24 protein-coding genes are annotated in these 25,959 nt (G+C 68.5%); 10 read left to right on the plus strand and 14 right to left on the minus strand.

Annotated features, from left to right (window positions below; genetic code table 11):
- Positions 1–32: 32 nt before the first annotated feature.
- The 4 genes from FFK22_RS12740 to FFK22_RS12755 form a co-directional block, all read right to left on the minus strand.
- Positions 33–2,063, minus strand: a complete 2,031-nt coding sequence (locus FFK22_RS12740) for a calcium-binding protein (RefSeq protein WP_138891232.1) — start codon at positions 2,061–2,063, stop codon at positions 33–35.
- A gap of 222 nt (positions 2,064–2,285) precedes the next feature.
- Positions 2,286–3,218: a cytochrome c gene (locus tag FFK22_RS12745; protein ID WP_138891233.1), complete on the minus strand. Its 933-nt coding sequence runs from the start codon at positions 3,216–3,218 to the stop codon at positions 2,286–2,288.
- 76 nt (positions 3,219–3,294) lie between these two features.
- Positions 3,295–4,440: an alpha-D-ribose 1-methylphosphonate 5-triphosphate diphosphatase gene (locus FFK22_RS12750; RefSeq protein ID WP_138891234.1), complete on the minus strand. Its 1,146-nt coding sequence runs from the start codon at positions 4,438–4,440 to the stop codon at positions 3,295–3,297.
- 109 nt (positions 4,441–4,549) lie between these two features.
- Positions 4,550–5,803, minus strand: a complete 1,254-nt coding sequence (locus FFK22_RS12755; protein ID WP_138891235.1) for a winged helix-turn-helix domain-containing protein — start codon at positions 5,801–5,803, stop codon at positions 4,550–4,552.
- Between the two features lie 104 nt (positions 5,804–5,907).
- Here FFK22_RS12755 and FFK22_RS12760 point away from each other — a divergent pair, with 104 nt between their 5' ends.
- A complete protein-coding gene (locus FFK22_RS12760; RefSeq protein WP_138891236.1) occupies positions 5,908–6,369 on the plus strand; it encodes a GNAT family N-acetyltransferase in 462 nt (153 codons plus the stop codon).
- Positions 6,370–6,404: 35 nt separating this feature from the next.
- Here FFK22_RS12760 and aqpZ read toward each other — a convergent pair whose 3' ends face one another.
- Complete coding sequence (gene aqpZ / locus FFK22_RS12765) at positions 6,405–7,127, minus strand: aquaporin Z (protein WP_138891237.1); 723 nt, start codon at positions 7,125–7,127, stop codon at positions 6,405–6,407.
- 635 nt (positions 7,128–7,762) lie between these two features.
- Here aqpZ and FFK22_RS12770 point away from each other — a divergent pair.
- Positions 7,763–8,557 (plus strand): hypothetical protein, encoded by a 795-nt coding sequence (locus tag FFK22_RS12770; protein WP_138891238.1) that lies wholly within the window; start codon positions 7,763–7,765, stop codon positions 8,555–8,557.
- A 136-nt stretch (positions 8,558–8,693) separates the two neighbouring features.
- On the opposite strand, the gene FFK22_RS12775 is transcribed toward FFK22_RS12770, so the two are convergent.
- On the minus strand, positions 8,694–8,888 hold the full coding sequence (locus tag FFK22_RS12775; RefSeq protein WP_138891239.1) for a DUF4170 domain-containing protein: 195 nt from the start codon (positions 8,886–8,888) through the stop codon (positions 8,694–8,696).
- A gap of 28 nt (positions 8,889–8,916) precedes the next feature.
- Positions 8,917–10,194: an isocitrate lyase gene (gene aceA, locus FFK22_RS12780; protein ID WP_138891240.1), complete on the minus strand. Its 1,278-nt coding sequence runs from the start codon at positions 10,192–10,194 to the stop codon at positions 8,917–8,919.
- Positions 10,195–10,358: 164 nt separating this feature from the next.
- Here aceA and FFK22_RS12785 point away from each other — a divergent pair, with 164 nt between their 5' ends.
- Positions 10,359–11,801, plus strand: coding sequence for a short-chain fatty acyl-CoA regulator family protein (locus FFK22_RS12785; RefSeq protein ID WP_138891241.1), 1,443 nt, complete (start codon positions 10,359–10,361; stop codon positions 11,799–11,801).
- A gap of 93 nt (positions 11,802–11,894) precedes the next feature.
- Complete coding sequence (locus FFK22_RS12790) at positions 11,895–12,077, plus strand: YegP family protein (protein ID WP_138891242.1); 183 nt, start codon at positions 11,895–11,897, stop codon at positions 12,075–12,077.
- Positions 12,078–12,128: 51 nt separating this feature from the next.
- Here the strand turns inward: FFK22_RS12790 and FFK22_RS12795 are convergent, their stop codons facing one another.
- A complete protein-coding gene (locus tag FFK22_RS12795; protein ID WP_138891272.1) occupies positions 12,129–12,581 on the minus strand; it encodes a carboxymuconolactone decarboxylase family protein in 453 nt (150 codons plus the stop codon).
- Between the two features lie 109 nt (positions 12,582–12,690).
- Here FFK22_RS12795 and FFK22_RS12800 point away from each other — a divergent pair, with 109 nt between their 5' ends.
- From FFK22_RS12800 to FFK22_RS12810, 3 genes are all read left to right on the plus strand, one after another.
- Entirely contained in the window at positions 12,691–13,554 is an 864-nt protein-coding gene (locus FFK22_RS12800) for a sigma-70 family RNA polymerase sigma factor (protein ID WP_138891243.1), read from the plus strand.
- 54 nt (positions 13,555–13,608) lie between these two features.
- Positions 13,609–15,558, plus strand: coding sequence for a bifunctional 2',3'-cyclic-nucleotide 2'-phosphodiesterase/3'-nucleotidase (locus FFK22_RS12805; protein WP_138891244.1), 1,950 nt, complete (start codon positions 13,609–13,611; stop codon positions 15,556–15,558).
- A gap of 262 nt (positions 15,559–15,820) precedes the next feature.
- Complete coding sequence (locus FFK22_RS12810) at positions 15,821–16,447, plus strand: macro domain-containing protein (protein ID WP_138891245.1); 627 nt, start codon at positions 15,821–15,823, stop codon at positions 16,445–16,447.
- Between the two features lie 62 nt (positions 16,448–16,509).
- Here FFK22_RS12810 and FFK22_RS12815 read toward each other — a convergent pair whose 3' ends face one another.
- The 6 genes from FFK22_RS12815 to FFK22_RS12840 form a co-directional block, all read right to left on the minus strand.
- Complete coding sequence (locus FFK22_RS12815) at positions 16,510–17,073, minus strand: hypothetical protein (protein WP_138891246.1); 564 nt, start codon at positions 17,071–17,073, stop codon at positions 16,510–16,512.
- Positions 17,074–17,080: 7 nt separating this feature from the next.
- On the minus strand, positions 17,081–17,572 hold the full coding sequence (locus FFK22_RS12820) for a hypothetical protein (protein ID WP_143956815.1): 492 nt from the start codon (positions 17,570–17,572) through the stop codon (positions 17,081–17,083).
- A gap of 71 nt (positions 17,573–17,643) precedes the next feature.
- On the minus strand, positions 17,644–18,438 hold the full coding sequence (locus FFK22_RS12825; protein WP_138891248.1) for a hypothetical protein: 795 nt from the start codon (positions 18,436–18,438) through the stop codon (positions 17,644–17,646).
- Positions 18,439–18,521: 83 nt separating this feature from the next.
- Positions 18,522–20,051, minus strand: a complete 1,530-nt coding sequence (locus tag FFK22_RS12830; protein ID WP_138891249.1) for a DHA2 family efflux MFS transporter permease subunit — start codon at positions 20,049–20,051, stop codon at positions 18,522–18,524.
- 1 nt (position 20,052) lies between these two features.
- On the minus strand, positions 20,053–21,186 hold the full coding sequence (locus FFK22_RS12835; RefSeq protein WP_138891250.1) for an HlyD family secretion protein: 1,134 nt from the start codon (positions 21,184–21,186) through the stop codon (positions 20,053–20,055).
- Position 21,187: 1 nt separating this feature from the next.
- Positions 21,188–21,664: a MarR family winged helix-turn-helix transcriptional regulator gene (locus tag FFK22_RS12840; protein WP_138891251.1), complete on the minus strand. Its 477-nt coding sequence runs from the start codon at positions 21,662–21,664 to the stop codon at positions 21,188–21,190.
- A 189-nt stretch (positions 21,665–21,853) separates the two neighbouring features.
- Between FFK22_RS12840 and FFK22_RS12845 the strand changes: the two genes are divergently transcribed.
- From FFK22_RS12845 to FFK22_RS12855, 3 genes are all read left to right on the plus strand, one after another.
- Positions 21,854–22,375 (plus strand): RNA polymerase sigma factor, encoded by a 522-nt coding sequence (locus FFK22_RS12845; protein WP_138891252.1) that lies wholly within the window; start codon positions 21,854–21,856, stop codon positions 22,373–22,375.
- A gap of 88 nt (positions 22,376–22,463) precedes the next feature.
- Complete coding sequence (locus FFK22_RS12850) at positions 22,464–23,447, plus strand: FecR domain-containing protein (protein ID WP_138891253.1); 984 nt, start codon at positions 22,464–22,466, stop codon at positions 23,445–23,447.
- A 94-nt stretch (positions 23,448–23,541) separates the two neighbouring features.
- Positions 23,542–25,959, plus strand: coding sequence for a TonB-dependent siderophore receptor (locus tag FFK22_RS12855; RefSeq protein WP_221938561.1), 2,418 nt, complete (start codon positions 23,542–23,544; stop codon positions 25,957–25,959).

The following is a 25,959-nucleotide window of genomic DNA, read 5'->3' on the forward strand; positions in this document are numbered from 1 at the left end:
CTAGACGAAGTCGGCGCCGGTCCGCACGCCCCCTACAGCACGAAGTCCGCTGCGGTCAGCGCGTGGTCGGAGACGACGTTGATGGCGAAGTCCGGCGTCTTGTCGCCGTTGCTGTCGGCATAGACCACCTGGATCGACCCGCTGGTGACGACGCGCAGCTCTCCCGCATGGCCGGTGAAGCCGCCGGTGCCGAAGCTGAAGGCGATGCCGATGCCGGACAGGTCGATCTTATCGCCGGTCGAGAAATCGGCGATGGTGTCCTTGCCGAGGCCCGAGACCGTGCTGTCGGAAAGGGCATTGTAGACGAAGCGGTCATCGCCGACGCCGCCCTTCAGCACATCGCCGTTGCCGCCGCCGACGAGCACGTCGCCGCCCCCCATGCCCCACAGGGTGTTGGCAGCGGCATCGCCGGTCAGCGTGTCGGCCTGGACCGAGCCCAGCACCTGCTCGATGCCGCTGAGCGTATCGCCCGCGGCGTCGCCGCCCGATCCCGACCCGGCGGCCAGGTTGACCGACACCCCGGCGGCCGAGCCGGCATAGCTGGCGGTGTCGATGCCGGCTCCGCCGGTCAGCGCGTCGGCCCCCGCCGCGCCTTCGAGCGTGTCGTTGCCGTCGCCGCCGGAGAGCGCGTCGTCGCCGGTGCCGCCGTAGAGATTGTCGGTCCCGGCCTCGCCGAAGACCTGATCGTTCTCGCTGCCGGCATCGACCGAATCATTGTCGTTACCGCCATGGATGATGTCGATCCCGGCGCCCCCGACCAGCCGGTCCGCGCCGTCGCCGCCGGAGAGCGCGTCGTTGCCGGCCTCGCCCGAGAGCGAATCGTCGCCGCCATTGCCGGTGAGCGTGTCGTGACCGAGCCCGCCGGCGAGAACGTTGCGCACGGCGTTGCCGGTGAGCTGATCGTCGAGGCCGGACCCGTACAGGTTCTCGATGTTGGTCAGCTTGTCGCCCTGGGCGTCGCCGCCCGAGGCGGTGCCGGCCAGCAGGTCGATCACGACCGCCGCAGCCGAGCCTTGATAGGTGGCGCTGTCGATGCCGGCCCCGCCGTCGAGCTGGTCGCCCGCGGCGCCGCCGTCGAGGCGGTCGTCGCCGAGGCCGCCGAGCAGCACGTCGGCGCCGCCCAGGCCGCGGACTGTGTCGTTGCCATCGCCGGCGGTGACCACGTTGCGGTCGTCGCTGCCGACGATCAGCAGGTCGGACAGCACGCCGATCAGCATCAGATGCGCCGGCAGGCCGACCGGCCCGCCCGGGAAGCCGAGGTCGATCTCCTCGATGCCGCTCAGCGTATCGCCCTGCAGCACCAGCAGCGTGTCCGCGCCCGGCACCGGGCTGAAGGTAATGATGTCGTAACCGTCGCCGCCGTCGATCACCTCGCCGATGACGTACTCCGCCCCGTCCATGTAGCCGATCACATCGTTGCCGGCGCCGCCTTCCAGCCGGTCGGCATCGCCGCCGCCAAAGAGCGTGTCGTCACCCGCGCCGCCCTGCAGCAGGTCGGGCCCGTCGCCGCAGCCGCAACCGAGGGAGCCCGGCTCGTAGTCCCCGGCGATGAAGTCGTTGCCGTCGCCGCCGATCAGCGTGTCGGCGCCTTCATACCCGACCATCAGGTCGTCCCCGGCGAGCCCGGACAGCAGGTTGTCGGCGGTATCGCCGTAGAGGGTGTCGTCGCCGGCGCTGCCGGTGACGTTCTCGATCTCCGCCAGGGTGTCGCCCTCGGCGTCCCCGCCGCTGCCGGTGCCGAATTGGAGATCGACGGTCACCGATTTGACGCTGTTGCTGTAGTCGGCCGTGTCGATGCCGTCGCCGCCGGTCAGCACATCGGGCCCGAGGCCACCGGTCAGCAAATCGTCCCCGGTGCCACCGTTCAGCTGGTCGGCGCCGTCGCCGCCATCGACGACATCATGGCCGGCGCCGGCCAGGACGAAGTCGTCCCCGCCCACCCCGCTCAGCGTGTCGTCGCCCGACAGGTCGAGCTGCACGCCGTTGGCGCCGGGCGGCACCACGACGGAATCGCCGAGGCCGTAGATGTAGTCGGGGTCGGCAGTGCCGGTATAGGTGGTCACGTTATGGCTCTCCGATGAATGCTGGGTGACGCGCTTGCGCGCAGCGGGGACGGCCTCGGCCGTGCTCGCTGCCCGGGCGGCATCTCGCGGTTGAAGGGTCGGAGGCGCCGTCGAAACGAAATGGACGGACGCCGCTCAATACAAACCAAATGTTCCTAAAATTAGCGAAGCCGGGACACTATATGTGATTCCCCGGACCGAAACCATCGTTCCGGTGGGCCGTCACGGCCCGGATAGCGGCTTCAGGCTCTTGAGATAGGTGGCGATCGCCTGGCGGTCTTCCGGGGTCAGCCGGCTGGTGTCGTTCTTGATCACCTCGACCATGGCGCCGCCGGCGAAATCGCCGTCCGGGGTGGCGCCGGTCTCCAGGTAATAGGTGATGTCCCTGTCGCTCCATTCCCCGATGCCGTGCTGCGGGTCCGGGGTGATGTTCGGGATCTTGCCCTGCCCTTCCGGCGCCTGGGGATTGCCCGCGAAGGGGCTGTACCAGTTCAGCCCGCCGAGCATGTCGCGCGGCGTGTGGCATTCGCCGCAATGGCCGAGCACGCGGACCAGATAGGCGCCGCGATACCAGTCGGCGGACTGGCCGGCCGCCACCAGGAACGGCCCCTCGCTGAAGTTCAGCAGGCGCCAGCCCGGCAGCAGCGAGCGCCAGGAATAGGGCCAGGACAGCTCATGCGGCTTGTTCGGCTGCTGCACCGGCGGGACGCTGCGCAGATAGGCCCAGAGGTCGGCGAGGTCGCGGTCGGTGATGCCGGTATAGGAGGTGTAGGGGAAAGCCGGATAGAAATCCTCGCCCGCCGGCGACACGCCCTCGCGCAGGGCCCGGCGGAAATCCTCCTCGCTCCACTTGCCGATGCCGGTCTCGGGGTCCGGGGTGATGTTCGGCGTGTAGAAGGTGCCGAAGGCGGTCTTCAGGGGCCGGCCGCCGGCCAGAGGCTTGGCCGCGTCACCGGCCGCGGTATGGCAGGCGGCGCAGCCTCCCGCGGCGAAGACATAGGCGCCGCGCACCACCGGGTCAGGAGAAGCTGGGTCGGGTGAGGCCGGATCGGAAGACGCCGCAGCGGGCGCAGGGGGATCGGCGGTCTGGGCCGCTGCGGCCGATCCGAGGGCGAGCAACAGGCCCAAGGCCGTGAGAACCGGGAACGGACGCATGCTGGCCTCCGGAACGCGAACAGGCGACTGAAGCCCCATATAACCCGATCCTTCGCTCCAGCCTGTCATTCCGGGATCATGCGACCCTTTCGCCCGCACGCCAGACGGCGCGGATCACCGGCACCCCGTCGACCAGCCGGACCCGCAGCAGGTCGGCGCGCAGTCCCGGCTCGATCCGGCCGCGATCCTCCAGGCCAGCGGCGCGGGCCGGGTTGATCGTCACTGTCGCCAGCGCCTGCGGCAGGCCGATGCCGGCCTCGCCTTCGGCCAGGGTGAAGGCGCCGTGCAGCAGGCTGACCGGGACGTAGTCGGAGGACAGGATGTCGACCAGGCCCTCGCGCGCCAGCTCGCCGGCCGAGACATTGCCGGAATGGGAGCCGCCGCGGACCAGGTTGGGTGCGCCCATCAGGATCTGCAGCCCGTGCTCGCGCGCGGCGCGGGCAGCGGTCAGGGTGGTCGGGAACTCCGACACCACCATGCCCAGCGCCGCCGCCTCCTCGACATGGGCGACGGTCTCGTCGTCATGGCTCGCAATCGGCAGGCCGCGGCCGCGGCCGATCGCGGCCAGGGCGTCGCGGTTGGTCACGCCATGGGTGCGCGAGGCGGCGATCCGCTCCGCCGTCTGGGCGTCGATCTGCTCGTCGGTCATGCCGAGCATGCCCTTGTAGATCTCGCGGTACTTGGCGAGGTCGGAGAACTGGCGATGGCCGGGCGCGTGGTCCATCACCGACATGAACTGTACCAGCGGGTCGTCGCGGAACGGCTCGAACAGCTCGAGCACATGCGCTTCGGTGACCTCGCAGCGCAGATGCAGGAAATGCTCCGCCCGCAGCATGCCGCCGGCCTGGGCCTTGCGGATGCCGTCGACCATCGGCCGCAGCGTCTCCAACCGGTCCTCGCCGTTGCGGCCGCCGACCAGGGCCAGGGCATCGAACACCGTGGTGATGCCGGCCGCCGCGACCTGGGCGTCATGCGCCATCACCGCGGTCACCGCCGGCCAGCGCACGCCGGGCCGCGGCGTGTAGTGGCGCTCGAGATGGTCGGTGTGCAGCTCGACCAGGCCGGGCAGCAGGTAATCGCCCTCGAAATCGATCGCGCCGGACGGGCAGGCCGCATCCCGGTCCAGATCGGTGATCTGCCCGCCGCCGACGGCGACGCTGCCGGTCAGCACGGCCTCCGCGGTCACGATCCGCGCATGGGCGACGATCAGATCCCCCGCCATACCCAATCCTTCTCCATCCAATTCCGCACGATCGGCCCGGCGGGTGATCCCCCGCGGCTTATATGGGCGCGAGAACCCGCATCGCAACGCCGGCCCTCGCGCGGCGCCCTTATGCCCCGAGCTTTGCGACCCTTTGATGACTCGCCGATGACAGCGGCGATTTGGCGTCCGGCCAGGTCACACGCTCGACCCCGGCGAAGCGGCGGATGCGGTCGAGCTGGGTCTCCAGCCGGCGCAGCCGCGCCTTGCTGGACCGCACCTTCGGCTCCCACCACAGTCCGGCGACGGCGAGGTCGCCGCTGTCGCGCCGGGCCCGCATGTCGATCCGGCCGACCAGGCGGTCGCCTTCCAGGATCGGGAAGACATAATAGCCCCACCGACGCTTCGCCTCGGGCACGAAGGCCTCGAAGCGGTAGTCGAAGCCGAACAGCCGCTCCAGCCGCTGGCGGTTGCGGATCACCGGGTCGAAGGGCGACAGCACCCGCAGCACGTCCGGCGCCGGCGCCGCAGAGGCCAGCCGGTCCTCGATGTCGGCGAAGGCGAAGGCCGCGGTGGTCTTGCCGTCCGCGCCCTGGACATGCGCGACGCACAATTCGCCGCGCCGGGTCGACCGGTCGCACCACTGCTCGGCCTCGCGGAGGCTGATCAGGTCCCAGAAGCCGGCGATCTCGGCGGGCCGGGCGGCGCCCAGCCGCTCCAGCGCCGAGCGGCAGGCCCAGTCGACCACCGCCTCGGGATCGGGCGCCGGTCCGCGATGCGGCTTCGGGATCACCCGCTCGGTCAGGTCGTAGACCTTCTGGAAATTCTCGCGCCGCGCCACCGCCAGCACCCCGGTGCGCCACAGGAACTCCAGCGCCATCTTCGACGGCGTCCAGTCCCACCAGCCGCCGGAAGGTCGCTGCCGCTCCTCCTCGAAGCTGCGGGTCAGGAGCGGACCTTCCGCCGCCACCCGGTCGCGCACCTGCTGCAGCACCTTCGGGAAGTCCGGCCCGGCCTCGGTCCACCAGCGGCTGGTGGCGGCGCGCGCTTGGACATCGGCGAAGCGGCGCGACCAGTAGGGGAAGAAGCGGGTCGGGATCAGCGAGGCGTCGTGGGTCCAGCCCTCGAACAGGCCGCGGGTCTTCTCCACCAGCCGCGGCAGCTGGGTCTGGGCGTAGCCGTGGCGGCGGGCGAACAGGATCATGTGATGCGCCCGCTCGACCGTGTTGATGCTGTCGACCTGGACGAAGCCGATGCGGTCCACCAGCGCCTGGCAGCCTTCCGCCGTCAGCCGGCCGAGCGGCGGGTCGGACAGGGCGTGCAGATCCAGGAACAGGCGCCGGGCGTCGGCGTTGGCGATGGTGAAGGGGGCGGAGTCGACCATGAACGATACGAGAACATAGCTGCCCGCGACTGGGCAAGAGGAAAGCCCTTCGCCCACCGCCATCCGCGGCTATAGTCGGATGGAAACGACCGAGGTTCCGTATCGTGACAGCCACCCTCATCGCCCCGGAACCGCCGCGCCAGGACGCGGTGCTGGACCTGATCCGCCAATCGGATGCCCTGATGGCGAGCCTGTACCCCGCCGAGAGCAACCACATGCTCGACATCGCCTCGCTGGAGCAACCGGAGATGCGCTTCTTCGTGGCCCGGCGCGATGGCCGGGTGGTCGGCTGCGGCGCGCTGCGGATCGGCAGCGCCGGCCAGGCCGAGCTGAAGCGGATGTTCGTCGACCCGGCGACCCGGGGCCTGAAGGTCGGCCGCGACCTGCTGGCCCGGATCGAGGACGAGGCCCGCGGCCTCGGCGTCCGGCTGATCCAGCTGGAGACCGGCATCCACCAGCCGGAGGCGATCGGCCTGTATCGCCGCTTCGGCTATCGCGACTGCGGCCCGTTCGGCAGCTACGGGCCCGACCCGCTGAGCCTGTTCATGGAGAAGACGCTGGACTGACGCCCGGCGGGACCGGGCGCCAGCCCAGCCTCAGCTCACTCCGCCGGGGCTGCCGGAGGGGTCGAGACCGCGCTGATCGAGGCTTCCGGCTCGGCCAGGAAACGGCCCACAAGACCGCCGATGAAGCCGCCGATGATCGGTGCGACCCAGAACAACCAGAGCTGGTGCAGCGCCAAGCCTTGGGCGATCACCGCCACGCCGGTGCTGCGCGCCGGGTTGACCGAGGTGTTGGTGACCGGGATCGAGATCAGGTGGATCAGCGTCAGCGCCAGGCCGATCGCGATCGGCGCGAAGGGCGCGGTCGCCGGGCTGCTGACGACACCGACGATGACGACGAGGAAGACCGCGGTCAGCACGATCTCGCAGACCAGGGCCGCCGTCAGGCCGTAGCCATCAGGCGATCCGGCGCCGTAGCCGTTCAGGGCGAAGCCCTTGGTGATGTCGAAGGCGGGATTGCCGGAGGCGATGACGAAGATCACCCAGGCCGCGACGATCGCGCCGGCCACCTGGGCCACGAGATAGGGCACGACGTTGCCCGAACTGGTCTTGCCCGCGGCCCACAATCCGACCGTGACCGCAGGATTGAAGTGACCACCGGAAATCCGGCCGAGGGCATAGGCGCCGGTCAGGACGGTGAGGCCGAAGGCCGCGGCGACACCGCCGAATCCGACATGCGATCCGGCCAGGACCGCAGTGCCGCAGCCGCCGAGAACGAGCCAGAACGTCCCCAACGCCTCGGCAAGGACTCGCTTGAGCATAGAGATTCCCTCCGTTCGATCTCCCACCGCCGCTGGTGGCGAGGAGATTCAAAACGTCAATATATAATATTATGTAATCATGCGCAATAAAATGACTTTGAGCCGATATTGAGCTTTCTCTCTCAAGGTTGATTGAAATTGCCGGCAAACGGATATGAGCGTGTCCAACCAGACAATCCCAGAGACAGAGTGTTTGTCGGCCAATCGGTCGCAGTCTCGCCAGTTCTGAGGCTTGATTGGCAGAATGCAGTCGGCAATCTGCATCGACGTCTCCATGTCATCTCGGCTTCTCAATTTCATCAGGAATCGGTCGAATTCAGTTGTTGACCAGAACGCGCCTAAGAAACTATGCGATCTGACTGCAACAAGGTTCGGCGGATCTGGGACCGAAATCGAACCAAGCTGAAATCTCTACACACCCACGACTTGCTGGACGAAAATTGCACCCTGCTGCCACCGAACCGCCATAAACGTTACGGAACATTTGCCTTCGGCCGGGGTTGCTGTGAGTATTCTGGGGGAGAATCCGGAATTCAATCCTGGCCCTGGCCGGAGAATCGCGCGCGGCCCTCGCCCGGCCGACGCCGAACAGGCCAGAGCCTGCCTATCGTGGCGCCCAGTGTGGGGAGGTGTCGATGTCGCTGACGGTCACCTATAAGGACAACAAGTTCTCGCTGGTGGGAAAGGACGGGAAGACCCATGAGGTGTCCCCGGCCCAGCAGCAGCAATGGCAGCAGACGCTGAACGGCCTGGCCACGCAGCATGGCTTGAAGGACGCCCAGGATCTGCTCAAGAACGGCACCGTCCAGGTGCCCGAAGCCGGCGATTCGCAGTGGCGCATGGGCACGGAGGCCGGCATCGCGCCCAAGGACATCAATTCGAGCGTCGTCGCGCTGAACGAGCACATCGGCAATCCGGATCTGATCCAGACCTATCATGACGGGGATCTGAAGCCCGACTTCGTCATGCTGCCGGTTCCGCCGGAAGGCACGGACGCCAAGCCGGGCGACCCGGCCGCCGCTGCCAAGCCCGACACCTCGTCGCCCGAGAAGTTCGCAGCCAGCCTGCAGGCCGCGCCGGATCAGGAGACGCGCAACCGGTGGATCAACGACTACGTCAACGGCGCCAAGGATCCGCTCGCTGCCGTGTCGAACCTGCTGCCACAGAATTTCGACACGAAGGACAACGGTCCCTGCCGGCAGCAGATCATCAACGCCTATGTCAACAGGGTCGCCGGCGGCAACAAGGACCAGCAGACGAACGCCCTCAAGATCCTGGCCGAGAAGACCTGGACGGACAGCAGCAAAAAGAACATCGATGGGGACATCGATTACGACATCTGGGCAGTGGCGAAGCACCTCAAGATCCCGCGCGACCAGCTTCCCATCAACGAGTCCGTGCCGATGGATGTCCGGACCTATATCAAGTGAGGCCAGGACTATAGAGAAACGGGCCCGGCCGAACGGATCGGCCGGGCCCCAGCGGGGTCTTCTGAAGGGTCGGCTTCGTGGGGATGGGCCGGACGGTGCGCCCGCGCCGTCCGGCCCGCTCGCGGATCAGAGAACCCTAGCGGGCGCCCTCATGCGCGATGGTATAGCGCTGATGCGCGTTGCTGGTGGTGGCCGAGGCCAGCTGCCGCCAGGCGTGCAGCGCCTCGTCGTAATTCTCGAACGGGCCCTGCAGGCTCTCGGTGCCGTCGATCAGCCGGTCGAAGCGGGTGTCGGCATATTCGCCGCCGATGATCCAGAAGCGGTGCGTCATGGTCGTGTCCTCCTAAGGGCGCGGATGGTCAGTGGAACTGGGCGGCTTCGGTCGATTCGCGGAGCGCGGTGGTCGAGGCCTTGCCGCCGGAGATGGCGAGGCTGACGGCGTCGAAATAGCCGGTGCCGACCTCGCGCTGGTGCTTGGTCGCGGTGTAGCCATTCGCCTCGGCCGCGAACTCCGCCTGCTGCAGCTCGGAATAGGCCGCCATCTGCCGGTCCTTGTAGCCGCGCGCCAGCTCGAAGGTGGCGAAGTTCAGGCTGTGGAAGCCGGCCAGGGTGATGAACTGGAACTTGTAGCCCATGGCCCCGAGCTCGCGCTGGAACTTGGCGATGGTGGCGTCGTCGAGATTGGCCTTCCAGTTGAAGCTGGGCGAGCAGTTGTAGGACAAAAGCTTGCCCGGGAACTGCCGGTGGATGCCCTCGGCGAAGCGCTTGGCCTGGCCGAGATCCGGCTTCGACGTCTCCATCCACAAGAGATCGGCATAGGGCGCGAAGGCCAGGCCGCGGGCGATGCAGTACTCCATCCGGTTCTCCGGCTTGATCGGATGGAAGCCTTCCTCGGTGCGGGTCGTCCGGTCGATGAAGGGATGGTCGCGCTCGTCGATGTCGCTGGTGATCAGCTTGGCGCTCTCGGCGTCGGTGCGGGCCAGCAGCACGGTCGGCACGTCCATCACATCGGCGGCGAGGCGGGCGGCGTTGAGGGTGCGGATGAAGCTGCGCATCGGCACCAACACCTTGCCGCCGAGATGGCCGCACTTCTTCTCCGACGCCAGCTGGTCCTCGAAATGCACGCCGGCGGCGCCGGCCTCGATCATCGCCTTCATCAGCTCGAAGGCGTTCAGCGGGCCGCCGAAGCCGGCCTCGGCATCGGCCACGATCGGTGCGAACCAGTGGCGCTTGACGCCGCCCTCGGCATGCTCGATCTGGTCGGCGCGCTGCAGCGTGCGGTTGATCTTCTTCACCGCCTCCGGCACCGAATCCGCCGGGTAGAGGCTCTGGTCCGGATACATCTGGCCGGCGGTGTTGGCGTCGGCCGCGACCTGCCAGCCGGACAGGTAGATCGCCTCCAGCCCGGCGCGGACCTGCTGCATCGCCTGGGTGCCGTTGGTGGCGCCCAGCGAATTGACGAAGTCGCGCTTGTGCATCAGCTCCCACAGCCGCTCGGCGCCGAGCCGGGCCAGCGTGTGCTCGATCCGCACCGACCCGCGCAGCCGGTCGACATCCGCCGGGGCGTAGTCCCGGACGATGCCGTCGAACCGGCCGGCCTGGGTTCGGATCGGGGTCGGAGAGTCGAGGGGAGCCATATCTGTAAATCCTTTTCATTCCGGTCCGGACGGCGCGCGATGCTGCGCTGCGGTGATGGGAGTGATGTTGGGTGCGGCCCGACGCAGCGTCAACGTGGCGTTGAGCGTGAAAAGGAAAGGTTGTAAAGTTTGTTGATAACAGTTTTGTAAATCGGAGAAGATGGATGGCGGCGCGCAAGGCGATGCTGGGGCACAAGATCCGGCGGCTGCGGCGCGACCGCGAGGTCAACCAGGCGCAGCTGGCCGAGCGGCTCGGCATCTCTGCCTCCTATCTCAACCTGATCGAGAGCAACCAGCGGCCGGTGACGGTCGAGATCCTGCTGAAGCTGGGCCAGATCTTCGACCTCGACCTCGCCAGCTTCGCCGAGGATGAGGGCGAGCGGCTGGTCGGCGGCCTGTCCGAAGTGTTCGGCGACCCGCTGTTCGCCACGCCGCGGCCAGGCACCGCCGGGCTGAAGCGGCAGGACATCATCGACCTGGCGGCCCAGGCCCCGGCGGCGGCCGAGGCGGTGCTGGCCCTGTACCAGGCCTTTCGCGAGGGGCGCGAGACGCTGCGCCTGCTGGCCGAGAAGCAGTCCGCGCCGGACATCGCCGAGGGCGCTTCGCCGCTGGACGAGGTGCGCGACTGGGTGCAGGCGCATGGCCACCATTTCCCGGAGCTGGAGACGGCGGCGGAGGAGGTCTGGCAGGCCGGCGCGATCGAGCCCGGCGCCCTGTTCCCGGGGCTGATCCGCTACCTGGACGAAGAGCTGACGCTGCGGGTCAAGGTGATGCCGGTCGAGGTGATGGGGCCGGTGCGCCGGCGCTACGACCGGCACGGCCGCCGCATCCTGCTGTCCGAGATGCTGCCTTTGCCCAGCCGCAGCTTCCACCTGGCGGTGCAGATCGCGCTGATCAAGTACCGGGCGCTGCTGGACGAGATGGTGGCGCCGGTCGGCTTCTCCGGCCCCGAGGCGTCGCGCCTCGGCCGCATCGTCCTGGCCAACTACCTGGCCGGGGCGGTGATGATGCCCTATGACCGGTTCTGGCGGGCGGCGACGGCGCTGCGCTACGACATCGAGGTGCTGCAAAGCCGCTTCGAGGCGTCGTTCGAGCAGGTCTCGGTCCGCCTGACCACGCTGCAGCGCCAGGGCGCCAAGGGCGTGCCCTTCTTCCTGATCCGCAGCGACAAGGCCGGCAACGTGTCGAAGCGCCTGGGCGCCACCAACTCCGCCTTCGCCCGCATGGGCGGCGCCTGCCCGTTATGGATCCTGCCCGACGCCTTCCGCTCGCCCGGTCGGGTCCAGATCCAGGTGGCGGAGCTGCCGGACGGCAGCCGCTGGTTCACCATCGCCCGCACCGTGTCCAAGCCCGGCGCGGGCTTCCGCGCCCAGGGGCAGAGCTTCGCCCTGGCGCTGGGCTGTGAGATCGCCCATGCGGCGCAGCTGGTCTATGCCGACGGCATCGACCTCGCCTCCGACGAGGCGGCGGCGCCGATCGGACTGCATTGCCGGCTGTGCGAGCGGCCGGATTGCGACCAGCGCGCCTTCCCGCCGCTGAACCATGTGCTGTCGGTGGACGAGAATCTGCGCGGCGCCACGCCCTATCAGTTCACCCCGGCCGCCTGAAACCTTGCCGGCCGTCAAGAAAGCGGCTTGCGAATATTGGGATATCGCGATCAAACTGCCGGGCGAATGTCTCAATCCCGGAGGGGACGACCCATGGCGCACAAGTTCGAAATCTACAAGGACAAGGCCGGCGAGTTCCGGGTGCGGTTCAAGTACAACTCCGAGACGATCTTCTCGACCGAGGGCTATTCCAGCAAGGCCTCGGCCAAGAACGCGATCGAGTCGATCAAGAAGAACGGCCCGGAGGCGCCGACCGAGGATACCACCACCGGCTGACCGCGGCGACCGGGCGGGGCGGTCCACGCCCCGCCCGGTGCGGCCCCGACGTCAGCTCCAGGGCGTCCCCGCCGGCTGCCGCACCGCGGTGTTCAGCCGGTTCCAGACATTCTCCAGCGCGATCTGCAGGATCAGTGCGGACAGCGCTTTTTCGTCATAGTGCCGGGCAGCCTCGGCCCAGACATCGTCGGGAACGCCGTTGCCCCGCTCGCTGACCCGCGTCACCGCCTCGGCCAACGCCAGGGCGGCTCGCTCGGCGTCGCTGAAATGCGGCATGTCGCGCCAGGCGGTGACGGCGTAGAGCCGCGGATCGGCCTTGTCCTTCTTCATGGTGAAGGCGGCCTCGACGCAGACGCTGCAGCCGTTGATCTGGCTGGTGCGCAGATTGACCAGGTCGATCGTCGCCGGCGGCAGGCCGGCCTGCTCCACCGCCTTCCACAAGGCTGTCAGCGCCTGCAGGGCTTCGGGCAGGACCAGCGCCGGGTTCTTCATTCGGGCCTGCATCATCCGTCTCCTTGGTTGCATGTCTCGACCGCGCCGGCCCGGCCTGTCACATCGGCGCGGGCTGCGGTCGTCATGGTCCTGACGGATCCGGCAGCGGAGAGTGTGACCGATGGACGAGACGAAATTTCTGGCGCGGCAGTTCGAGGCCAACCGGGCCCATCTGCGCGCGGTCGCCTACCGCATGCTGGGGTCGCTCAGCGAGGCCGAGGACGCGGTGCAGGAGAGCTGGTTGAAGCTGAGCCACGCCGAGCTCGAAGATGTAGCCAATCTCGGCGGCTGGCTGACCACGGTGGTGGCGCGGGTGTGCCTGGACCATCTGCGCCGCCGCCGATCCCGGCGCGAGGAGCCGCTGGAGACGGACGGGCCCGAGCCGCTTTCCGGGCCGGAGGCTGATCCCGAGCACGAGGCGGCGATGGCCGATTCGGTCGGCCTGGCCCTGCTGGTGGTGCTGCAGACCCTGGCCCCGGCCGAACGCGTCGCCTTCGTGCTGCACGACATGTTCGACCTGCCTTTCGACGAGATCGCGCCGGTCCTCGGCCGCACCCCGGCCACGACCCGGCAGCTGGCCAGCCGGGCGCGGCGCAGGGTGCAGGGCGCGCCACGGACACCCGACGCGGACCTCGCGCGCCGGCGCCAGGTCGTCGATGCCTTCCTGGCGGCCTCGCGTGGCGGCCGGTTCGAGGATCTCCTGGCGGTGCTCGACCCCGGCATCGTGGTCCGCCCCGACGCCGCCGCGGTGCGGGCGGGCGGGCCAGGCGAGATCCGCGGCGCCGATGCCGTCGCCCGCTTCTTCCTGGGCCGCGCCACCGGTGCCAGGCCGGCGCTGATCGAAGGTGCGGTGGGCGCGGTCGTGGCCCCGCAGGGTCGGCTGTTCCTGGCGCTCCGCTTCACCATCGAGGAAGACCGAATCACCGCGATCGAGGCGATCGCCGACCCGGAGCGGCTGCTTCGGCTGGACCTCGCGGTGCTCTAGGAACCGCGACCTGCTTCGCTCTAGACTGCGGCGTCCCAGCCGCAGGAGCGCCGCATGCCCGACCTCACCCGCCGCACCACCCTGAAGGCGGGCGTCGCCGCCGCCGCGATCGGCCTGGCCCCCGCCGCGCTGCGGGCCGCGACGTCAAAGCTGACGTTGCGGATCCTGGAGACGACGGACCTGCATGTCGCCGTCTTCCCCTATGACTACTACCGCGACAAGGGCGACGACACGATGGGCCTGGCCCGCACCGCCGCGGTGCTGGCCGCCGCCCGGGCCGAGGCCGGCAATGTCCTGCTGTTCGACAATGGCGACGTGATCCAGGGCAACCCGATGGGCGACTACATGGCCTATCAGCGCGGCCTGGACGGCGGCGCGGTGCACCCGATCGTCAAGGCCATGAACCTGCTGGCCTATGACTGCGGCACCATGGGCAACCATGAGTTCAATTACGGCCTCGACTATCTCGGCAAGGCGATGATGCAGGGGGCGAACTTCCCGCTGGTCTGCGCCAACCTGCTGAAGACCGACGGCAGCCCCTATCTGCCGCCCTACAAGATCCTGGAACGCAGCCTGAAGGACGACACCGGCGCCGCCGTGCCGGTGAAGATCGGCGTCATCGGCTTCGTGCCGCCGCAGATCATGCAGTGGGACCAGAGCCATCTCGCCGGCCATGTCACCACCACCGACATCGTCGACGCGGCGAAGCAGTACGTGCCGGAGCTGCGCCAGGCGGGCGCCGAGCTGGTGGTGGCGCTGTGCCATTCCGGCATCGCCGGCGGCCCGCGCGAGGGCGGCGAGGAGAATGCGGCCCTGTTCCTGGCCGAGGTGCCGGGCATCGACGTGATCCTGACCGGCCATCAGCACCTGGTCTTCCCCGGCCCGGACTTCGCCGATATCGACGGCGTCGACGCCGAGCGCGGCACGCTGCACGGCATCCCGGCGGTGATGGCCGGGTTCTGGGGCAGCCATCTCGGCATCATCGACCTGGAGCTGGAGCGCGACGGTGCCGCCTGGAAGGTCGCCGCCTTCAAATCCGAGGCCCGGCCGATCTACCAGCGCAAGGACCGCAAGGTGACGCCGCTGGTCGAATCGCGGCCGGAGATCCTCGCCGCGGCGCAGCCGGAGCACGACGCCACCCTGGCCTATGTGCGCCAGCCGGTGGGCGAGATCTCGGCCCCGATCACCAGCTACTTCGCCCTGGTGGCGGACGACCCGTCGGTCCAGATCGTCAGCCAGGCCCAGCTCTGGTATGTCGCGCCGCTCCTGGCCGGCACCCCGGCGGCGGGTCTGCCGCTGCTCTCCGCCGCCGCGCCGTTCAAGGCCGGCGGGCGCGGCGGGCCGGACTACTACACCAGCGTCCCGGCCGGGCCGATCGCGATCAAGAACGTCGCCGATCTGTATCTCTATCCGAACACGGTGCGGGCAGTGCGCGTCTCCGGCGCCGTCGTGCGGGAATGGCTGGAGCGGTCGGCCGGCATCTTCAACCGGATCGACCCGGCGACAACCGGGGAGCAGCCGCTGATCGACCCCGGCTTCCCATCCTACAATTTCGACGTGATCGACGGCGTCACCTACCGCATCGACCTGACGAAGCCCTCGCGCTACGACGGCGACGGCAAGCTGGTGGCGCCGGACGCGCACCGCATCGTCGATCTTCAGTTCCAGGGCAAGCCGATCGACGAGAAGCAGGACTTCGTGGTCGTCACCAACAACTACCGCGCCGGGGGTGGCGGCAGCTTTCCCGGGCTCGACGGCGAGAACATCGTGCTCGAGGCGCCGGACACCAACCGCGACGTGCTGGTGCGTTTCATCCACGAGCAGGGCCGGATCAACCCGACCGCCGACGGCAACTGGAGCTTCGCGCCGCTGCCGAAGACCGTGGTCGTCACCTTCCCCGGCGCCCCGGCCGCCGCCCAGGCGGTGCCGCCCGGCCTGACCATCGAGCCCGCCGGCGACGCCGGCGACGGATTTGCGAAGTACCGGCTGGTGTTTAACGGGTAGGGGCTTCAAGAAGTTTCCCAACAGGGAGTTCCATTTTTACTGTCATTGCCGGGCTTGACCCGGCAATCCAGAAGATGTCGACGCTCTCTGGATGCCCGGGTCAAGCCCGGGCATGACAGATTTTGGTTCGGTTATTGCTCAAAGTGGTTGGGTGCGCTTCAAAGTCAGAAGCGCTCGGATCGCCGCCTCGCCCTCGTCGAGGTCCAAGCAGTGCCACCAGACGACTTGCTGTCAGCCGTTGGCGTTCTGGAAAGGGCCCAAGATGAAGATAGTCCTGGCCGCGACCGAGAACCGGCTCGCCGACGCCTGGGAGAAGGCCTTCGCCGGTCTCGGCGACGTCAGCGTCCATCGCGGCTCGATCTTCGATGTCGCCTGCGACGCCGTGGTCAGCCCGGCGAACAGCTACGGTTTCATGGATGGCGGCATCGACGCGCTGTATCTCGACCGGTTCGGGGTCGAGGTCCAGACCCGGCTCCGCCGCCTGATCCTGGACCGGCATCATGGCGAACTGCTGGTCGACGGCGCCGAGGCGGTCGAGACCGGCGACCCGGCGCAGCCGTACCTGATCGCCGCGCCGACCATGCGGGTGCCGATGGTGCTGGGGCCGGAGACGATCAATCCCTATCTCGCGACCCGCGCCGTGCTGCTGCTGGCGAGGCACGGCACCTTGCCCATCGGGGAACGCCTGTCGGACCGCCTGCGCGCCATCGCCTTCCCCGGCATGGGAACCGGCGTCGGCCGCGTCCCGGCCGAGATCTGCGCCCGGCAGATGCGGGCGGCGGTCGACGAGGTCCTCCTCGACGGCTTTCGGATGCCGAAGAGCTGGGCGGAGGCCAGCGAGCGCCATCAGCTTCTGTACACCGACCGCCCGACCCGGCTGCAGTACTGACCGCCGGACAGGAGTCCCTCAGACCACAGGTCGATCACGAACCGGATTGCGGCCGCGGCGTGTCAGGATCCGGTCCGGTTCCGACTACGCCGGAATCCGGCCTTGAGGCATAGATCTGCCGAAAGGACGTAGGTGGGGGGAGGTCCGCCCCGGCCGCCCGGATTCGCCGGCTCGAAAATACTCTCGCAATCGATATAGCCGGACGCCAGGGCCCTTCCGTGCAGGGGGCCGCCGATCATCCAGGCGGCGGCTACGGCGATGAGAAACCAGGCCGCGGCCAGGATCGCCATGATCCGCCACCATTGGTTTTCCTTCAGTCCGAACACCGGCCGCCGCCGTGGGCGCCGTCGTCCAATATTGACGATCACGGCGATGACATGGGTCACAGGAAACAAGGCGGGCAGCGACAGAATGACGATGCCGGCAGCCGGCATGATCTTCACGATGTCGGCGTGCACCGCCAATCCGGCATCGGCTTTCTGCAGGTCGAAGACGACCCAGCCGAGGCTGAGGAAGCCGAAAGCGTCGTACAGCACCAGTGCGGGGATACCCCACCATGGCGCCTTGGTTCCAGGATACGTGTGCCAGGACACAAGGCGCGCAAGAATGCCGTCGCCGTTCGTCATAACGCCCTCAACCCGGCGACCGCGGGGTGTCGAAATCCGGCTCGATCCGGCTGCGCTTGAATCCGGCCTGGCGGCAGAGATCAGCGGACAGTGCATAGGTCGCCCTAACCCGTTGGCGATCCTCCCGGTCGAACAGGCTCCCGCATTCGATGTAGCCGGCAGCCGCCGCTCGTTCGCGGAGGGGAACACCGATCGTCCAGTTGGCAATCAACGAGAGCAAGATCAAAGCAACGAAAATGACTCCCAAAACCGACCACCATTGCTTCTCTCTCAACCCAAGAGCCGGCTTTCGGCGGCGTTTCGTCCAGTGGGCAAGCAGAGTGACGATATGCATCATCGGCAGGAATATGCCGGACAATGAGAAGAAGGCTGCTGGCAACGCAATCTTCACCACGTCGGTATGCGCCGCCAGTTGAGCGGCGACTTTTTGGGGTTCGATGATAATCCAGGTGAATACGAAAAGACCCAATGCATCATAGAACAGCCATGCAGGGACCACCCACCAACGGGGCCTTATGCCTGGCCGGACGTGCAGAGCTGCGAAGCGTGCCAGGAGACCACTATCCGTCACTATCGTGGCCCAATCAGGCCGCGCCACGGACCGTATCTCAACCCCGGATTGGAGTGGTCAAATTGTCCCAAAATGCGCTGACTGCGAGCTTTCCGCGCCTCCTCTTCAGCCAAGTGTTGAGCGGCTCGGTCGAGCGCCATGGAAACAAATGCCGAAATGGCGGGTTTGACGCCCAACAAGTGCAGCACGACATTGACAGCCATTCCGACAACAATAACGCCGCCGACAGCCATCCAAGCGGGAGCAGTTGTCAAAGCCGTGAGGGACACAATGCCGAAGGTGACTGCACTCGCCAGGGCCGAGACCATGATGCCGGATAGGATCTCGCCGAAGGTCTGGCTGAGCGTCTGCTCATCCATCACGTAACGCATGATCTCCAGCGGCACCAGGGCGACGATGGTGATGATGACGCTCACCGCCGCCCCTGTTGCCTGTGCTGCCGGGGTCAGGCCATACGCGATCACCTTCGGATTCGTCGGCAGGTATCGGCTGGCGCTGAGTACCTTGCGCAGCCCCGCATAACCCCGCAGGATCACGTAGGTCCGGCCGTTGATCTCCTTCGTGAAGTACCCCCCTTTCAGCCCCAGTTCCCGCAACAGCTCAGCACCCGACCTGGTGTCTCGCAGCAGGGGAATGATCCCCGGCACGTCGAGCGCCCCCCACGTACCGGCCTCCAGGAACTTGTCGGTATCGAGCAGCGTCCGGGCGAGATCCTCGACGCTGATGACGACCGCTTCTTCCTCTTTCCGTGTGGTCGTGCGGATCCAGTAGGGGTTCGGCGTTCCAGGTCCCATCGGTCGCTCCTGTCGATATGCCGATCGACCGTACACGGTCCGGCGCGGCGATGGGAGGCCAGTCCTGCCGAGACGACCCGCCGTCAGTCCGCGTGCACCTGCACCGCCGGCGCGGCGCCGCCGCCCTTGGGCTTGCGCAGCAGGAACAGGAGCGGGATGGCGGCGATCGCCAGCACCATCAGCAGCTTGAAGTCGTCGATATAGGCGATCAGCGAGGACTGTTGGTTGACCAGCTGGTCGATCATGGCCCGGCCGGTCGCCGTGCCAGGCGCCATCATGTCCGGCAGCTGCTGCACCGCCGGGCTGAAGGCGTTGACATGCTCGCCCAGCAGCTGGTGGTTGGTCTGGATGTTGCGGGTCAGCAGCGCGGTGACGACCGAGATGCCGATCGAGCTACCGAGGTTGCGCGACACGCTGTAGATGCCGGCGCCTTCGTCCAGAAACAGCCGCGGCAAGGTCGAGAAGGCCATCGTCGACAGTGGCACGAAGACCAGGCCCAGCCCGGCGCCCTGCACCAGCCCGTCGATCATGAACTCGGTCGAGGAGATGTCGAGGTTGTAGCCGCTCATCCGCCACAGCGAGCCGATGATCATGCCCAGGCCCAGCAGCAGCAGGAGGCGGGTGTCGACCTTCCCGATCAGCCGGCCGACCACCAGCATCGCAGCCATGGTGCCGATGCCGCGCGGGCCCATCACCAGCCCGGCCGTGACCACCGGATAGCCCAGCATGGTCTGCAGGAACGGCGTCGCCAGGGCCATGATCGAATAGTAGATCGACCCGACGATCGCCATCACCACCATGGCCACCACGAAGTTGCGGTCGGTGAACAGCGCCGGCCGGACGAAGGGCGCCTCCGCCGTCAGCAGATGGACGACGAAGAGGTAGAAGCCGAGCGCCGCCAGCACCAGCTCGATGATGATCTCGAGCGAATTGAACCAGTCCTGGTCCTGGCCGCGGTCGAGCATCATCTGCAGCGCGCCGATGCCGAGGCTGAGGAAGGCGAAGCCGAGCCAGTCGAAGCGCTTGGCCGCCTGCTTGCCGGTGTCCGACATGAAGATCATCACCCCGGCCAGCGCCAGGGCGCCGATCGGCACGTTGATGTAGAACACCCAGCGCCAGGAATAATGGTCGGTCAGCCAGCCGCCGAGCACAGGGCCCAGGATCGGCCCGACCATGACGCCGACGCCCCAGATCGCCATGGCCTGGCCGCGCCGCTCCGGCGGGTTGATGTCAATCACCGTGGCCTGGGACAGCGGCACAAGGGGCGCGCCGAACACGCCCTGCAGCAGCCGGAAGCCGACGATCTCGGTGACGTTCTGGGCCAGGCCGCACAGCACCGAGGCCACGACGAAGCCGATCACCGAGACGATGAAGAGGTTCTTGCGGCCGATGCGGCTGACCAGGGCGCCGGTGAGCGGCGTCATGATCGCCGCGGCGACGATGTAGGAGGTCAGGACCCAGTTGATCTGGTCCTGGTTGGCGCCGAGATTGCCCTGCATGTAGGGCAGGGCGATGTTGGCGATGGTAGTGTCCAGCGCCTGCATGATGGTGGCCAGCATCACGCAGACTGTGATCATCCCGCGATGGGGGATGGTTTCGCCCGGGGCCGCCATCTCATTGCGCTCCGAACGCCGTGCCTCCGAGGAAAGGCAGGCCGCGGGCATGGCCGGTGTCGATCGCGACCTCGGCGCTCATGCCCGCGCGCAGCTGCGGCTTGCCGGCGGTGTCGACGAGGACGCGGACCGGGATGCGCTGGGTGACCTTGACCCAGTTGCCGCTGGAGTTCTGCGGCGGCAGCAGCGAGAACTCGGCGCCGCTGGCCGGGCTGAGGCTGGCGACGCGGCCAGCCCAGGTGACACCCGGATAGGTGTCGACCGTCACCGCCACCGGCTGGCCGACCTTGACGTTGGTCAGGTCGGTCTCGTTCAGGTTGGCGTCGATCCACAGCTTGTCGGAGCGCACCACGGCCAGCACCGGCGTCCCGGCCGCGACCATGGCCCCGGGCAGCACCGCATCGGCCTTGGCGGCGATGCCGTCGAAAGGCGCCTTGACCTGGGTGTGGTCGAGGTCCAGCTGGGCCTGGTCCCGGTCCGCCACGGCCTGGGCGTAGGGCGGGTACTTCTCCAGCGGCAGCGTCTCGTCGCCGCCCAGCTTGGCCAGGGTGACGTCGATCTGGCTCTGCGCCACCTGGACGAAGATCGACGCCGCGGTGAACAGGATGCTGGCCTGGTCGAGCGCCGATTGCGAGGCGTTGTCGCTCTTGGCCAGGGCGGAGGTGCGGTCGAGCTCCCGCTTCTCATAGGCCGCGCCGGCGGCGGAGACCTGCATCAGCGACCGCGCCTGGCCCAGGCTGGCCTTGATGCCCTGGTAGTCGTAGGTGGCGCTGCGCATCGCAGCCTCCGCGCGCTCCAGCGCATAGCGCGGCGCCCGGTCGTCGATGTGGAACAGCACCTGCCCGGCCTTGACCGGCTGGTTGGTCGCCACGTCGATGCTGACCAGCCGGCCCGAGATCTCGGGCGCGACCGACACGGTGTCGGCATGGACATAGGCGTTGTCGGTGCCGGCGTAGCGGCCGCCCATGGCGTAGAGCACCAGCCCGACCGCCGCGACCACCAGCGGTACCCCGGCCAGCAGCACCAGGCGCAGGCCGCGCCGGCGGGGCCTGGCGGGCGGCGCGATCGGCGCCGGGGTGCCGCTGGCCTGCTGCGGCGAAGGCTTCAAGACCGTGTCGTTGCTTCCGTCCGGCATCTCAGCACCGCCTGGCGGCATCGGCCGCCGGTTCATCGGGATCACAGGTCAGCTTGGTCTTGAGGATCTGCAGGTCGCCGATCAGCCGGGCCATGACCTCGGCCGGAAGCCGGGCGCTGTAGTCGTCCTGCCACTGCGCGATCAGGGCCTCGAGCTGGTCGACGATCGGCCGGGCGGGCGGCAACAGATGCAGCGAATGGGCGCGCCGGTCGGTCGGGTCCCGCCGGCGCTCGACCCAGCCCCGGGTCTCCATCCGGTCGATCAGGCCGGTGACGGTCATCTTCTCGACATCGAGCAGTTCCGCCAAGCGCGCCTGGGCGATGCCGGGATTGCGGTCGAGCATGATCAGCACCCGATACTGCGGCCGGGTCAGGTCGATCCCTGCGGCGCGCACCCGCTCGTCGAAGCGGCGGCGCAGCAGCTGATCGAGATCCTTGATCAGGGTGTAGAGGCTGACGAGAGGCTTGATCTCGCTCATGGGGCTAAGCGACCTGACTGTAAGGTGACTTACTATATGGAAGCTGACCGATTCCGGCAAAGCCGGAAACCATGGGCTGGGCGCAGGGCAGGCCGGCGGGAATCGCGGGACAGGACCGTAATCCTGCCGCGTGCGGAGTCGGCGATATTCGTTGCGAATTATTATCAATTGCGCCTATTCAGACGCCTCTTGGCCTCCTGGACGGACACGCTCGCCGCCCTCTTCACCGCGCATCGGGCGCGGCTGGAAGCCGTCGTCACCCGCCGGTCGGGCGACCGCGGCGCGGCGCCGGACCTGGTGCAGGAGGCCTTCGCCCGGATGCTGAGGTCGGACAGCGCCGGCTCGGCCGAGGCCGACACCCGCATCCTCTACGCCGTCGCCCGCAACGCGGCGATCGACCACCGGCTGACCCAGACCCGACGCGCCCGGGCACTCGAGTCGGTGTTGCCGGAGCAGCTGTCGGCCCCGGCGCCGGGGGCCGAGCAGGATCTGGCCGGCCGCGACGCGCTGCGGGCCCTGGACGCGGCGCTGGAGGAGTTGAGCGACCGCAGCAAGGAGATCTTCATCCTCTGCCGGGTCCAGGGCGTGCCGCAGGCCGAGGCGGCGCGGCGGCTGGGCATCTCGCTCAGCGCCGTGGAGAAGCACCTGGTCCGGGCGCTGCGGCACTGCCAGTCCCGGCTGGCCGCGCATCGGGCGGAGGATCCGCGATGATCCGGGGTGCGGGTTTCGCCGTCCGGAACGTCTATCTGGGTGAGGGCGGGATCAACCGGCGGAGCGAGCCGAGGGCCGGGCAACGGCGATGAGCGAACCGATGACCGAGGCGCAGCGCGACGCGGCGGCGACCTGGCTGGTGCGCCGCCAGGACGGCCCACTGCCGCCCGCCGACGAGGCGGCGTTCCGGTCCTGGATCGCGGCCGATCCACGCCATGCCGAAGCCCTCGGCGAGGCCGAGGTGCTGTGGCAGCAGCTGGAGGAGCCGGGCCGCCGGCTAGCGGACCGCTTCGCGGCCGACGTCCGGCGGCAGAAGCAACGGAGCTGGCTGGCCACCCTGCTGCGCCCACTCGTGGCCCTGCCCGCCCTGGGCGCGGCCGCCTGCGCCGCCCTCGCCCTCTGGGTGTTCGCACCCTCCGCCGTCGCCGATCTCGGTGCCGATGCGGTGACGGCACGCGGCGAGATCCGCGACCTGGCGCTGCCGGACGGGTCGGTGCTGCACCTGGCGGCGGACAGCGCGGTGGGGCTGGAGTTCGGCGAAGGCCTGCGGCAGGTCGAGCTGCGCCGCGGCGAGGCCTTCTTCGAGGTCCGGCCCGGCCTGCCGGCACCCTTCACCGTTTCGGCCGGCGATGCCCGGATCCGGGTGGTCGGCACCCGCTTCAATGTCGGCCGCTTCGGCGACGACGCCGAGGTGACGGTGACGGAGGGCGTGGTCGAGGTGACGGCGGGGCCGGCCTCGGTGCGGCTGACGGCGGGGCAGCAGGTCTCGGCCGAGAACGGCACCCTCTCCGCCATCGGCACGGTCGACCCGGCCGACGCAGCGGCCTGGATGCAGGGCCGGCTGGTGTTCCACCTGCGGCCGCTGGACCGCGTGGTCGCAGCGCTGCAGCGCCAGGCCCCCGGCCACATCTTGCTGTCCGGCGACCGGCTGGCTGGGATGCGCGTTTCCGGCACCTTCCCGGCCGGCGACCCCGATGGTGCTCTGGCGGCGCTGTCCAGCTCACTCGGCCTCGGCCTGACCGAGGTCACCCCCTGGGTGCGGATCCTGCGCCGCGACGACACCGGATCGTGATTTTCTCGTCCGACATGTGCGGGTTCACCGGCGCCATTCGTTTTGCCGGATGAGAGTGCGCCGCACTCTCATTTGCGGAGGGGTGGATTCGGCGATGGGGACCGGGGGAAAGCGCGGCCGCGCGATGCGGTGGCTGCTGGGGTCGACGATGCTGGCGGCGGCGCAGGGAGTGGCCTGGGCAGCGGCCGATCGACCGGCCGTGCAGCTGGCGCAGGCGGCCGACGAGGTGCATCAGTTCAGCGTCCCGGCCAAGCCGCTGGGCCAGGCGATCACCGATGTCGGCGCCGTCGGCGGCTGGAGCATCGTGTTCGCCGACGACCGGTCCTACGACATCACCACCGCCCCCTTGTCCGGTCGCTTCACCACCGAGCAGGCGCTGCGTCGGCTTCTCAACGGCACCGGCTTCGCCCTGCGGGTCACGGGCGACCGCAGCGCCACCATCGTGCCGCTGGCGCCAGCCGGCCAGTCCGGCGACGGCGGCCTCGCCCTCGATCCGATCATCGTGCAGGGCGCTGGCGCCGGGCCCTGGGGGCCGGTGCAGGGCTACGTCGCCGAGGACAGCACCGCCGGCAGCAAGACCGACACGCCGCTGATCGAGACGCCGCAATCGATCTCGGTCATCACCCGCGATGAGATGACGGCGCAGGGGGTGGAGAGCCTGGCCCAGGCGCTGCGCTACACCCCCGGCGTGGCCGGCGAGCTGTACGGCAACGACGTCCGCAGCTTCGGCCTGCAGATGCGCGGCTTCACCGTCGGCAACGACGCCTTCTACCTGAACGGGTTGCGCATGCGCGGCAGCGACTACGGCCTGTTCAACGCGCTCGACCCCTATGGCGCCGAGCGGATCGAGGTGCTGCGCGGCCCGACCTCCGTCCTGTACGGGCAGAACAGTCCGGGCGGCCTGATCAACTATGTCAGCAAGCGGCCGGGCGAGGACCCGTTCCGCGAGATCGAGTTCGGCGCCGGCAGCTTCGGTCGTTACCAGGGCCAGTTCGACCTGAACGGGGCGCTGACCGAGGACGGCACCTGGCTGGGCCGCGCCACCGGGCTGGTGCGGGAGGGCGGCACCCAGACCGACTTCGTCGACGACGACCGCATCTTCATCGCCCCTGCCCTGACCTTCCGGCCGAACGACGACACCAGCCTGACCCTGCTGGGGCATTACCAGCGCGACCGCACCGAATGGGGCATGCAGTACCTGCCGGCCTCCGGCACCGTGTTCCGCAGTCCCTTCGGCCGGATGCCGGCCAGCCGCTTCGTCGGCGAGCCGGGCTTCGACGACTACAACACCACGACAGCCTCGGCCGGATGGCTGTTCGAGCACCGCTTCGACGACACCTGGACCGTCCGCCAGAACGCCCGCTACAGCTACCTCGACCACGACGAGAAGGGCGTGTTCGGCGGCGGGCTGCAGGAGGACGGCCGCACCTATGACCGCTACGCCGATGCCGGCGGCGCCCGGTTCGACGGCTTCGCCGTCGACAACCAGGTCCAGGCCAAATTCGACACCGGCGCGGTCGGCCACACCGTGCTGGCCGGCCTCGATTATCAGAGCGCCAGCTACAACGACTACGCCTCCAGCGGCGAGGTCGACCCGATCGACATCTTCGATCCGAAATACGGGGCGCCGATCGGGCCGCTGACGCCCTACACCGACAAGGATGTCAGCGTCGGGCAAACCGGTGTCTACCTGCAGGACCAGATCGCCTGGCAGAACTGGCGGCTGATCCTGGGCGGCCGGCACGATTGGACCTATACGGATTCGGTCGAGCGCCTGACCGATGAGCGGAACTACCAGGAGGACAGCGCCTTCACCTGGCGCGCCGGGCTGGTCTATCTCTCCGATATCGGCCTGGCGCCCTATTTCAGCTATTCCGAATCCTTCCAGCCCAGCATCGGCATCGGCAGCGACGGCCAGGTGTTCAAGCCGGAGACCGGCCGGCAATACGAGATCGGCCTGAAATACCAGCCGCCCGGCGCCAACGCCTTCATCACCGTGTCGGCCTATGAGCTGACCAAGCAGAACCTGGTCCGCTATGTCGGCCTCGACACCATCCAGACCGGCGAGGTGCGGGTGCGCGGGGTCGAGCTGGAGGCGGTGGCCAGCTTCGATTTCGGCCTCGACGTCACCGCCGCCTACACCTACACCGACGCCGAGATCACCGACGACGGCGAGGGCAACAAGGGCAACACGCCGTTCGGCGTGCCGCAGCACCGCGCCTCGGTCTGGGCCGACTACACCATCCATGGCGGCAGCTGGAACGGCATCGGCTTCGGCGGCGGCATCCGCTATATCGGCGGCAGCGAGGGCGACGACGCCAACACCTTCGACGTGCCGGACGCCACCCTGTTCGACGCCGCGATCCATTACGACTGGCGCGAGCTGCGCTTCCAGGTCAATGCCAGCAACCTGTTCGACCGCACCTATGTCGCCTCCTGCTACGATGCCGGCTTCGGCTGCTTCTACGGCGAAGGCCGCAAGGTGGTCGGCACGGTCCGCTACCGCTGGTAG

Origin of the sequence: Mycobacterium sp. KBS0706 (genome assembly GCF_005938675.2) — a bacterium.
Lineage (GTDB): Bacteria > Pseudomonadota > Alphaproteobacteria > DSM-16000 > Inquilinaceae > Inquilinus.